The following is a 13,024-nucleotide window of genomic DNA, read 5'->3' on the forward strand; positions in this document are numbered from 1 at the left end:
AGTAAAAGAAATCTAATTCAAAATCTATATTCATAATTTTCTTTTTTTAATTTATATAATGTAAATATTCTATTTTATCTTTAATTAAATTATATATTTCATCAAATTCATCTTGTCGAGAACCACCTTTTTTGGCATAATCTAGTTTGATATCGTCTATATAAATTAAAATACTTCGCATTTCTTTACTATTTAATGATTTATTTTTTATGCTAAAAACACTACCGTCTGGTGTAACAGCTCTTATTTCATGTAAGTTCCCTTGTAAGAATGTTTCTATATCTGAAATACTTAATCCACTTCCTCCAGGGTGATTATGTGTTACCACAGCTTTACGCATTTTCATTATCAGTTTTTGTGGAAAATTAATCTTATCTGGTAAATTTGATGTCCAAAAATCGGCTAATTTTGTTTCTGGATTGTATATCAATGCATTTTCTAAACTTGAGTTAGAGTGAATTATTTCAAAATCTTTTATTTGTCTTGATGCTTTATCTTTTAGTTTACTAACTTTAGTAGCATATTTCGAACTATTATATGCAGTGCCATGGTCATTCAACTTGTATAAATGCTCAATTACCTCATCTATCTGCTTAGCTTCATCTGCATTTTTAGCAGTTTTTACTAAAAGTTCTTTTTTAGCAACAATCTTACGAGCTGTATTTTGCAACTTGCTATACAAAACTACAGAAAGTTCTCCCGATAAAGAAAGCATTTCTAAATAAAACAAATACCTTGCTATTTCCCTGCCTAGTTCGGTGTCGTTAAGATCTAGTAGTTTTAATAGTGCATTTCCTACTCCAGCGGTCACTTCTACTACACCAGCCACTACTTTTGCTCCTTGATAAGCAGTAGTAACAGCTTTAGTCTTGCCAATAAGTGAATGTCCTGCTTTTAGTATTTTGGCTAAACGACCTACTTTTAAAATATTTCCTACTCCAGAAAGTGTTGTTAGCACATCGATAGCATATTCACCACCCGTCATTATATTTTCCCAAAAAGCACTTTCGTTATTAGCATATAGCACAAAGGCGGGTAAAATTGTAAATTTACTATCTTCTTGTTGTTCTTCATCTTTGAGAATAAAAGTAGGATTGTCTGCCTCGATTATTGCTAAAGGAGATAGTGGGTGATAATCATAATCATGCGTTATTTTCTCCTCAACGAATCGGGTATCGTTTCCATCGGCAGTACGTACAGTAATTTTCTTATAAATACCTGTGCCAGAAACTACCCTTAGCGCTATGCTATTGCTGTTTAGTTTCCATTCTATAGCAGCGTTATCTGTATGAAAACCTAGTTTTTTATTGGAACGATAATCAATTAAAACAGGATTTTTATCGGTTATATCAATGAACTTGTTTTTTTCTGGATCTATTGTGCTAAAATCGGAATTTTTCCAGATATTCCACAAAAATTGTAGCATTTTTTTAAAATTATCGCCATCTACACTATGAATTAATTCATGGAGGAGTGATTTTTTACTTTTGGTTCTTTTGTTTACAATTTCTTGAAGAAAAATTGTGTCACTTTTTGAGCTTTCATAGATACCTTCTAATATGCGCAAAACGATGTCTTCTATATTTAATCCAATGTTTGTAACGCTATTTTCTAGAGTTTTCTCTAAAACATACAATAGGAAGTTAGGATCTATTTTTTTAAAGAAGAAGATAGGCACAAAATAGAGGGTTTCTAGAATTTTAGTGCCACTAGAAAAATGGAGTAGGTTTTCTAGAAAAATGGTGTAATCTTCTAAAAACAACTTTTTTGCGTTACTATTAAATGCGTCTAAACCGTCTAAGCCATAAAAAACCGTTTGGTTTAGAAACTCCAAAAGAGCTCCAAAATAGTTGAATTCTAGGCGTATTGCGGTTTCGGTTATAAAACTGTTATAGGATACTCCTTTTTGGTAATAGGTATATTCTAAATAGTATTTTGCTCCTCTTTGACTTATTTTTGGTAAGAGAAACACAAAACCAGCTTTGTCGTTTTTGTGAAAACCAACGGTTCTTTTTGTTTCCGAACTCACTAAATTATAACTGGTAGAAAGTAAAGCTCTTAATGCTAGATCACTATTGTCGCTTGTATAGCCTTCTTCGTCTTTATAATTAAAACGATAATCTCCATTTGTAATGTCTTGTATGTTATTTGGATGATACACAAAATAATCTGGGAATACAAAAACATCGTCGAGCGAAATTTCTATAATTTTATCTATAGCTTGACTATAATAATAGTTTCCTGGGGTTTCTATTGCTGTAAATGTTTCACCTTCTTTTTCTTCCCAAATATCAGTAAAATAAAAAGGGATTCTTTTATATTTTGCAATGGTTTCATTATTAATTTGAAAATCTTTTTTAATATAATATTCAATTATTCCATTGGGTTGTCTTTGCAGGTACAAAGTGTCTTCAATTTCATGACCTAAATAAATATATCCATTTTGATTTTCTACAGCTTTTTTTTCTACAAAAATAAAATTGTCCTCGTGAGGTATCCCATTGTGCTTATAACTCTCATCTACAATAATTGCTTCTTTATATTTGTTATTTAAAGCAGCTTCATCTGATCGTCTGAAAAACTTTAAATAATTTATTATTTGTTTGAAATCGCTCATCATTAAATTAGTTTAAAAACCCCAACAATTGTTGGGGTTTAAGGTTGTACATTAAGAATTATACTTTTTTGACTACTAATTTTGCCTCTACTGTTTGGTCGTTTACGAGCTCTACTACTTGTTCTTTACTTCCTTCGGTAACAATATATGCATCATTTGGAAAATCGTTTTCAGCATCTAATAATAATTCATATCTACCTGCTGGCAAATGATTTAGTTCCCATTTTCCATTTTCATCACAATAAGTAAGGTCTTGGATACTGCCGTCAATTCTTTTTAAAATAATTTTAGCATTAATTCCTTCGCTACCTTCAATAATTCCTATTAATCGGGCAGTTTTTGTAGGAGTTTGAGAACCACCTAATTCGGCATCTGTAAATTCAAGGGCATTAGATTGTGGCACGGTGTCTGGATCTTCAAAATCAGATAAATTACCATTCTCAGGGAGTGCTTTGTCAACTTTTAATCCAATGCTTTGAGCTTGTAATATTGTCATAGCAGTAGGAACTCTTGTCCACCATGCTTTACCTGTTTTTTCACCTTCAGGAGCACGAAGTTCATCGATAATAGATAAATATAGTTCATCTTCAATTACAGGAATTTCTCCTCCATTCCATATTTGACCTGTTTGCATATAGTATCTAACAGCATCTTCAAATCCTGGACGAACAGTTACAACTACTTTAGCCATACCTGCTTGCATGAAGTTTCTGAACAAAGGATCGTTAGTATCATCATATTGATATAAACTATTCCAATCTGTACGATTTCCCCAATAATATGGATATAAATGATAGGATATAATATCCCACTCAAAGGCTTGTTCTATAAACTTAACAAATGCTGCATAGTCATCTAACTCTTGGTTTATATTTACTTCGGTATTTCCAAATGTTTCAATAATGTCAGCCCCAATTCTTTTAAACATATTGTCTTTGCCGTATGTTTTTTTAGCTTCCGGATTTTGACTAATAAGGTAAGAAATACAGTTTTTGCGTAGAATCTTATTTTCAAATTCACGATAAAACCCTGGATTTGTTCCTTTGATTTGAACGCCTATTTCTTTTTGTTCTGCTATTTTCTGGTTATAATCTTTTAATGCATTTTCGTAAGCATCAATTATAGCCTTAAAGGTTTCTTGTTGCCATTTTTTATAGTACTCAGGAGTTCTTTCACACTCTATTGTTGCTGTAGCATTAAAAACAAAACTGTTTAAATAGTAAGCAGATAATGGAATTTCTCCTTCAAATTTTTTTAATTGTTTATTGATTCCTTGTCCATTAGGTTGTGGGAATCCAGTGGTTTTATCTAAAAAGCGTAAGTTTCCTATTCCAACGTGCATTCCATGACCTTGTCTATAGTCTCCATCTTCCATACTAGCCCAAGTAACTTCTGCATTCTTAGTATAATAGCCTTCAGGAATTTTTAAATTTTCTTTAGTATCAAAAGTTTCATGTCCATTTTGAAAACCTCCTGAAGAGACAGTATTGTTTGAAAATGATTTCCCTATGTAAATTGTTTGAGCAGGAGCTATTTCTAATTCCACATTATACTTACTTCCCCAATATTTGATAGTATTATCATTAATTTTTGAATAATCACTTAAGTTTAAAGAATTGAAGCTTTTATCTTCTATGTTATATACTCTTGGATCTGTAGGTTCTATTAATTTTGTACTACTATCATTTCCTGTCATGCCAAGTATATGTAGTTTTGCAGGCTGTGGAATCATAAACTCAAACATTAAACGTTTTCCATAGTTTAAAATTTGATTTTTATATATTTTGTCAACCCAGCGATAGACACCTACTACATGTTTGTCTCCTTTTCTATTGTCAAAACCGTGTGTGTTGCTTTCTTCAAACTCTTCAACTATTTTTTCAATACGTTCTTGCTTTACTTTAGTTACCAGTCGATCTAAAGCTTTTTCTGTAATTTCTTTAGCTTCTGTAATGGCTTGGTGTGTGCTGTTTTCCTTAGAACTATTCGTTGCAAAACCAGTTGAAGCCCCTAGTTTTAACGGAATCCCTTTAGGCTCATAACTTACATTGGCATTAGCATAGAAATCTTTATTTTCTTGTAATACTTGCGCTACTTCATTTTGCATTTCAAAACGTGATGTTGAGCTTGTATCTGTTAATTGCTCTTTTTCTCTTTCAGATGAGCTTGTATTAGTGATGTCAGATCGACGTAATTTTCGAGTAGTTCTTTCTTTAAACTCTCTTGCCATTATGTTTTCAATATGAGCTACTTCTCCTTCTATATAATTTTGAGTTGTTTGTTCTACTTTTTGATAGTCAGCAATACCTAATTGTTTTATACCAAAACCACTTGGAATAAATACTTCTTGTTCTTTAGGAGGAATAGTTATAGAATCATTAGGGTCTTCATTTCCGCCAAGATCTATTATTTCTTTTTTAAGTTTACCAGTGAAACATTGATGAAGATTAAAACCTTCAACGATAAAAGACATTTTTGTTCCATTAGTAAATGTAATTTCTCCTTTAAAAGATGTTATGTCTGATTCTTCTAATAATGTAGGAAAACCAATGAAAATATTATTTAAGAATATCTTGTTTCCAACTTTAGTAACAGTATAGAGTGGTTGACCTCCATTTGTGTAATTCTCTGTTGTTTTTTCCAAAGTATAATTAAAACTAGACACATTCCAAGTATTATCTGGTACAACAAATGACAAGTCTGAATTATATTTTTTACTTGCAAGAGCATTTATTGTTGTAGGTTTTGAACATATTTGAAAGCTAAAAGGATTAACTACAGGAACTGTTATTGGAACTAAAACACCTCCAATGCTAACTAAACTATTTTCATTAATAGAAATATTATTATTGATGATTTCATTATTGTTAGAAATAAGATTTGTTATGTGTCCATTAAGACCACCAATTGTTTCAAATTCTTCAGATAAACTAAGCATTGATACACTGATACCTCTCTCAACTGTTGATGTAGAGTTATTACTATTATTAGTAATTTCCAATAAAGTATCATAACTGGTTTTACTAAGCTTTGATTCTAAATGTTTTATATCTAGTTCGTCTCTGAAAGTAAAATTAAATTCAGGCAGTTCAGGTTTAGGAATACTTGGTTGTTGATTACAAGGATCTTTTGGATCATATACAACTTGTGGATCTCTTACACTACACCATTCTTTACGTGTTTGTTCAACATGAGTGTTGTATTCATCTAAAATAGGCTTGATTTTTACTTGATGGGCTTTTTCAGCTAATGTAAATGAAGCATTATATTCTTTTTGATGATTTTTCTCAATTATTTTTAATTCTTTAACTAACTGTTCAAGTTGTTCATTTTGAAATGAAGTTTGAGCAATAATTTGCTGTTTTACCATGTCATCAGAAGCCACAGTCGCTTTTGTTGTAGATTCTGTTGTTGCTAATCGAGCATTTTGATTTGTAGATGTTGTTGTTTTGTCTTCTACAAAAAGAGATTTAGGCAATACAACTTTAGCATTTAATAACATTTTTGCATGTTCTACTTTTGGAGTATTTACATCATATTTTGTAATAAAATGATTTGCAAGAAGTAATTGGATTATGATTTCTTTTGCATAAAAATCTTTTTGTGTGATGGTTTGATAAAATAAATTATTCCATAACAACATTAATGTAGTACTATCGTTTATTGCTACAACTCCATCAATTTTGGTATTAAGTTCTTCTATTTTAAAAGAGGTACGGTTTTTAGCAATCCATGTAGAAAGTTGATATAATTTTGGATTTATACTTTTTATGTTTTCTAAAGTTAAATATGAAAATGTTGATGACGCCTCTTTCATGGCTTCCCATTTAGTAAAACCTTCTGGTTTTCCAGCAACTACTTCATCATACAGTCCTTTTAATTCTTTATTTCTAAATATAAATTTTTCATCTTGATTGTCTTCACTAGACAATTCAGGGGCTCTCATGTTTACAAACTTGAAAAGCGTGTTTTTAATTTGTGTACTCATTTTAATAAATAAATTTAATTAGGTGAAAATTGCTTTAAAAGGTTGCGCACCCCATTAAAAAAAAGAATATATTCTTAGTAAATATGTTTTATTTCATAATTACAATGCAAATATAAAAGAAAATAATCGCATTAACAAATGTAAAAAAGAAAATAATCTAATTAATTTGTGTTTTGTTGATTTGCAGGATGTTTTTGAGAAAATAATCTGATTAAATTTTATTCTTTGTCTTTAGATAAATTGCTATATGTAGTTTTTGGTGTGTAAGTAGTTGATTTTGTGTTTATTTTAGCTTTTTGTAATATGTTTTTTTGGAATGATTTAAACTCTTTAGTATACTAAAATGTGTAGATTAAATTAGTTTTTAAAAAAGGAAGGAGATTACTTCTGTTTATTAATTGTAGAAATTATTCTTATAAATGGTTTTTTGTTTATAAGGAAGTATAGAGTTATAATCACAGGTAATTTTCTAAAAATCACTATTTATGATGATTTTTAATGTATGAATGAACCTTAGATTTGCACTATAAATTTTTAACAAGATAGAAATCAAACAGAGAGTTAGTAAAGTGTTTTAAGACGATGATTTTTTGTTAAAAAGGTATAGCTAGTATTTTTATTATAAACAAATTACAGACATGAATTTCATTTTAATTATTCAAAATGGAGTAAGATATTTTTTGAATAATTAGTTAAAACATCATGCAATTATAATAATTGTATGGTGTTTTTTAGAGTTTAAAAAGTCAAAAAATTAATCAAGTAACCCTAGCTCTATTGCATATTTAACTAAACCAGCAGTATTTTTTACATTTAATTTGGATAATAAGTTTCTTTTGTGAGTATTAACAGTATTAAGACTTATAAAAGTTTTTTCGGCAATTTCTGCGGCCGTATATTGTTTTGCAATTAATATAAGAATTTCTTTTTCTCTATTGCTTAATTCTGTAGTGGTTGCAAGGTTTTGTTTAAAGTTAGTTTCGTATTCATTATGAATAATAGTTACTTCTTTAGAAAAATAAGTTTCTCCCAAATTAATTTTTTGAATAGCATATAATAATTCGTCTTTTTCTGCATTTTTTAGAAGATAGCCATCAATTCCTATTCTGATTAGTTTAGCAATCATTTGGGAATTACTATGTGTGCTTAAAATAAGTATTTTTAAATTAGAATATTTCTTTTTTATAATTTTTGTTACTTCAATTCCATCCATTTCAGGCATACTAATATCAAGTACTATAATGTCTGTTTTTGTTTTCTCTAAAAGAAGTAGCACTTCTTTGCCATTAACAGCTTTTCCGACTATTTCTATTTCTGAAACATTGTTTAATAAAGACGTAATTCCTTCAAGAAACATAGTATGATCATCAGCAATAATTATTTTTGTTGTATTCATTTTTAATAAGTGGATTTAAATTATTGGAATTTCAATGTTAAAAATGGAACCTCTATTCATGGTGGAATCAATATGTAAGCTTCCTTTTAAATTGTTTATTCTATTCTTAATGTTTATAAAACCTATTCCTTCTTTGTTGTTTTTAATATTAAAACCTATTCCGTTATCTTCAAATATAATATTTAATGAGTTTTCAATTAAGTTAAGTTGAAGTTCAATTTTATTGGCTTTAGCGTGTTTTATAGTGTTTGTAATTAACTCTTGAACAATTGTGTAAACTTCCACTTGAATATTTTCGTTTAAATTGTTTATTTCTTTCCTTGGATATGCAACAAATGAAGGTGTTAATTGACTTACTTCCGCTAGTTTATTTAGATATTCTTCTAATACATCACAAAATTTACTTTGGTTAAATTTTTTAGGTAACATATTATGTGATAAGTTTCTAACCTGATTGTAGGTTTCGTTTATTTGATGATTGATGTTTTTAATTTCACTTTCTTTTCCAAAATTAGAATTGCTAAGTTGTAGTTTTATTGCAGCTAAGTTTCCACCAACGCTGTCATGGAGTTCTTGAGCTATTCTCAAGCGTTCTTTATCTTGTCCTTCTATTTGTGCTTTAATAAGTTTTAATTCTTGATCTTTTAATAGGGCTTTGTTTTTTTGTTCGCTAATCTCTTTTTGCTTGTTATTGATTAGTATTTGAGCTTTCTGTTTTTGATAGTAAACAATTAATAATGCTATGATAGGAATAAGAATGATAAGAAACCCAATAAAAATAATTTTTCTAGTTTCTTTTTGTCTTAATATTTCAGAATCTTTTAGTTGTTGTTCTTTTTTTAATAATTTTATCTGATTGGCTTTTTTTTGGGAAGACTCATTTAGTTTTAATAATTTATTTTCATTTTTTTTACTTTCAATTGCTTTTTGTAAGTTGAGGTTTTCAATTGTCTTTTCTTGGTTATTTAAAATAAGAATTTTGTTGTTGTTCTCTAACATTAAATCTCTTATTTCATTTTCTTTTTGTAATGTTTTAAACTTTATGTCTAATTCATTTATTTCTTTATCCTTTTCTAAAACGTTTATAGAGTCTTTTATTTTAGAATATCTATTTAGAAGTTCGTAAGCGTTTGTGTAATCACCTTCTACTATTGCAATTTCTTTTAGTTTAAGAAATAAATCTCTTTGGTTGCTTAAGAAGTTGTGTTGTAACGAAATTGTTAATGCATTTATATAATAAAGCTTGGCATTTGCATAACGTTTTTGCTCATATAGAATAGAGCCAATATATTCATTAGCAAAAGCTTCTGTTTGATAAAGTTTATTCTGTTTTGCAAGTTTTAATCCTTCATCATAATATTTTAAAGCTTCTTTATGGTTGCCAAGATCTTTGTAATTTTCTCCTATATTTATTGCTGTTATCGCTTGACAGTTTATATTCTCATTATTTTTACAAATAAGATTAGCTTTTTTTAAATAAACAATAGAAGATTCATAGTTTTTAAATTCCCCATAAATAATACCAATATTTATATTGCTACCAATACTTATTTCATCATCAACGTCTTTATATTCTAAACATTGCTTGAAGTATTTTAAAGCATTTGTATAATCGCCTTGTTTTAAATAAATATTTGCAAGACCATGTAAGTTTACATAATATGGATATCCTTTTTTTTGATTTTGAACAATTTCAATTCCTTTTAAATGTGATTTTTTACTGGCCTCTATAAGGCCTTTTTTATTGTTGTATAAACCGATTAAGTTATAACTACTAGATGCTAGTATTCTTCTTAAAGAGTCATTAGCAATAAAATCAGAGCTTTTAAGAGCTTTGTTGGCATAAAAAAAAGTAGAATCTAATATGGTTTTTTTATTGAAATAATTAGCAAAAAACAGATTTAAACGAGTAATGGATTCTTTTGTTTTTATTTTTTTTACAAGTTTGTGAGCATTACTATATGCTTTCAAATCGTCTTTGTTGTTTAATAATGGAAATAGGTTCTCGATTTCAATTTTTTCTTGTTTTACTAAATCTTTATAATTATTTTTCTTATTTTCTTCTTGAGCATTTATAATGAATGTAAAGAAGTAAAAGAGAAGTGAATAACTGTTTTTTCTTAAAAAAAATTGCATTGAGACTGTAAGTTAGAGCTAATATTTTTTTATCAGTTTTTGAAGAATGTCAAAAATAAAATAAAAAAATCTATTCTACATTATTTAAGTTTAGATAAATCAATTATAATGTATTAGAAAAAAATCAATCAAACGTTATTTTTAATGAAAATTTTCATAACTTTGCTGTAAAATAAATTTTTAGCCATGGTTTCAGAACGTTTAGGTCATTATATAGAAAAAAAAGGATTTAGCTTTTATGCTTTTGAAAACAGTCTTGGAGCAGGTAGAGGAAGTATTTCTAAAGCCGTAAAAGAAGGGAAAAGTATTGGGTCAAATGTTATAGAAAATATTCTTTCAATATATTCTGATTTGAATCCTATTTGGTTACTAACTGGAACAGGGACAATGTTTAAGGAAGATGAAGAGTTTTTACTTAATAAAAGTGTTGATGCTTTTTCTTTAAGTACAGATAAGAATATAGATAGTCAACAAATTCCTTTATATGATATTGAAGCTGTAGCCGGATTAGTTCCTTTGTTTCAAGATAGAACTACTCAGACACCATTAGATTACATCTCTATTCCAAGATTGCCAAAATGTGATGGAGCTGTTTATGTAACAGGAGATAGTATGTATCCGCTTTTAAAAAGCGGTGATATTGTTTTGTATAAAGAGGTAAATGACATAAAGAATGAAATTTTTTGGGGGGAAATGTATTTGTTAAGTATGGACATGAGTGGAGAAGAATATATTACGGTTAAATACATTCAAAAGTCGGAACAAATTGGGTTTGTGAAATTGGTTAGTCAAAATAAACACCATCAAGATAAAGATGTGGAAATGTCCAAGATTAAAGCATTAGCACTTGTAAAAGCGAGTATAAGGATTAATTCTATGCATTAAAAAAGAGAACTTTTTGAGTTCTCTTTTTTAATATTATTATGAAGAAAATAAGATTTAATTACTCATTTTCAAATACATTATTTTCAAGTTCTACATCAGCCATCAATCCACTTGGATCTATTACAATTGCTTGAATGTTTGATTTTGATTTTTCAATTTCGAACGAATATGTTGGATATGCCCAGTCCCATCCTTTTAAAGAGGTTCTTGATAATGTTTGATATGGATTTGATTTTTCCCAACGCATTAATGTATTTGGAATGTAAAACGTTTCTTGTGTTCCGTCTTTATAAACCACTAAAATATCTAAAGGCATTGGCATTCTTCCAAGTCTTTCTAAAGAGATGGTTGTTTTCTTGTTATTTTCTATTACTTCTTTTATTGCATAATCAATTGTATTTGTAGTTTGTGTCCAATCTACTAAATACCAATCTAAATTTGCTCCAGAAATTTTTTCTGCTGTCCTTTTTATATCATTTGGTGTTGGATGTGTGAATTTGTAATCACTATAATAACGTTTTAATGTCTTCATTAAATTTTCAATACCAATAACATATCCTAATTGAGCTAAGAAAACTTCACCTTTACTATATGCTGAAATACCATAAGCCATATTTATATCATATCTATCAGCATGAGTAGATAATGGTTGTTCTTTACCTGTTTTTGCAAGATATCGGTAATTACTGTAAGCTCCTTCAAAAGGATTTTCTTCTTCACCTTCTTTTGAAGGAAGTACTGTTTGCATTGCTAAATCTGAAATAAATGAGGTAAATCCTTCATCCATCCATTCATGTTTAGATTCATTAGATGCTAAGATATGTTGAAACCAAGAGTGTGCAAATTCATGAGCTGTTACACCTACAAGGCTTCCAAAACTTCTATTTCCTGTAATAAGAGTACACATTGCATATTCCATTCCACCATCTCCACCTTGAATTACAGAATATTGTTTGTATGGATATTCTCCTACACTTTTATTAAGATAGTCTAAGATTTCAGCAGTTTTTGGTTGTAAATTTTTCCAGTTTTCTAAAATTTCTGCTTTGTTTTTATAGAAGAAGTGTAATTCGACATTATTTGGACCTAAAATCATATCGTGAATATAATTATCATCTGCTCCCCATGCAAAATCATGAACGTTTGGAGCTATAAAATGCCAAGTTAATGTTTTTGTTTTTTTAGGATGTTTTACTTCTATTCCTTTATCTTGGTAACCATGACCAATTTCGTTTTTATTTTGAAGATATCCAGTTCCTCCAATTGTATAATTTTTGTCAATTGTAATTTTTACATCAAAATTTCCCCAAACACCATGAAATTCTCTACCAATATATGGATCTGCATGCCAGCCTTCAAAGTCATATTCAGCCATTTTAGGATACCATTGTGTCATAGATAATGCAACACCTTCATCAGAATTTCTTCCTGAACGACGTACTTGTAAAGGTACTTGACCATCAAAATCAAGAGTGAAAACAGTTTTTTGATTAGGTAAAATAGGTTGGTTTAATGTAACTTCTAAAATAGTACCTACAACTCTTGTTTTAGCTTCTGATCCATTTTGTTTGAAATTGTTGATTTTTAGATATCCAATTTCGTCTGGTTTTAAAGTTTCAATTCTACTTTCTTTAACTTCTTTTTCAGCTACTTTAAAAGTACGAACCATTCTTTTATCTGGATCAGCAATTGTTTTTAAACGACTATCCATTTCACTTCCTGGTTGAAAGGCATTAGGATATAAATGATAAAAAACTTTATAAAGGGTGTCTGAAGAATTATTAGTATATGCTAATTCTTGTTTTCCTTTATATTGATAATTTTTTACATTCATGTCAATTTCCATTTTATAATCGACATGTTGTTGCCAATAGCCAGGATTTGGGTTGTTTTGCCCAAAACTTAAAATAGAAAATAAGGTAAATAAAAGTATTTTTTTCATTCTTTAAAAAATTAAAAAACCACAAAGTGACTATTCAGTTTGCTTTGTGGTTTGTTTATA

General features: G+C 28.8%; 6 protein-coding genes. 1 reads left to right on the forward strand and 5 read right to left on the reverse strand.

What is annotated here, in order from left to right; translation table 11 throughout:
* Positions 1–46: 46 nt before the first annotated feature.
* The 4 genes from SY27_RS11695 to SY27_RS11710 all read right to left on the reverse strand — a co-directional run bounded on the left by SY27_RS11695 (position 47) and on the right by SY27_RS11710 (position 10,137).
* A complete protein-coding gene (locus SY27_RS11695) occupies positions 47–2,620 on the reverse strand; it encodes a hypothetical protein (RefSeq protein ID WP_235270965.1) in 2,574 nt (857 codons plus the stop codon).
* 55 nt (positions 2,621–2,675) lie between these two features.
* Positions 2,676–6,605: a hypothetical protein gene (locus SY27_RS18700; protein ID WP_152640757.1), complete on the reverse strand. Its 3,930-nt coding sequence runs from the start codon at positions 6,603–6,605 to the stop codon at positions 2,676–2,678.
* 754 nt (positions 6,606–7,359) lie between these two features.
* Positions 7,360–8,001 (reverse strand): response regulator transcription factor, encoded by a 642-nt coding sequence (locus tag SY27_RS11705; RefSeq protein ID WP_045970498.1) that lies wholly within the window; start codon positions 7,999–8,001, stop codon positions 7,360–7,362.
* 15 nt (positions 8,002–8,016) lie between these two features.
* Complete coding sequence (locus SY27_RS11710) at positions 8,017–10,137, reverse strand: tetratricopeptide repeat-containing sensor histidine kinase (protein WP_045970500.1); 2,121 nt, start codon at positions 10,135–10,137, stop codon at positions 8,017–8,019.
* Positions 10,138–10,323: 186 nt separating this feature from the next.
* Between SY27_RS11710 and SY27_RS11715 the strand changes: the two genes are divergently transcribed.
* Positions 10,324–11,022: a helix-turn-helix transcriptional regulator gene (locus tag SY27_RS11715; protein ID WP_045970502.1), complete on the forward strand. Its 699-nt coding sequence runs from the start codon at positions 10,324–10,326 to the stop codon at positions 11,020–11,022.
* A 58-nt stretch (positions 11,023–11,080) separates the two neighbouring features.
* Here SY27_RS11715 and SY27_RS11720 read toward each other — a convergent pair whose 3' ends face one another.
* Positions 11,081–12,964 carry a M1 family metallopeptidase gene (locus SY27_RS11720; RefSeq protein ID WP_045970504.1) on the reverse strand — a complete coding sequence of 628 codons (1,884 nt, stop codon included), beginning with the start codon at positions 12,962–12,964 and terminating at the stop codon, positions 11,081–11,083.
* Between the last annotated feature and the right edge of the window lie 60 nt (positions 12,965–13,024).

It is taken from the genome of Flavobacterium sp. 316 (genome assembly GCF_000967805.1).
Lineage (GTDB): Bacteria > Bacteroidota > Bacteroidia > Flavobacteriales > Flavobacteriaceae > Flavobacterium > Flavobacterium sediminilitoris.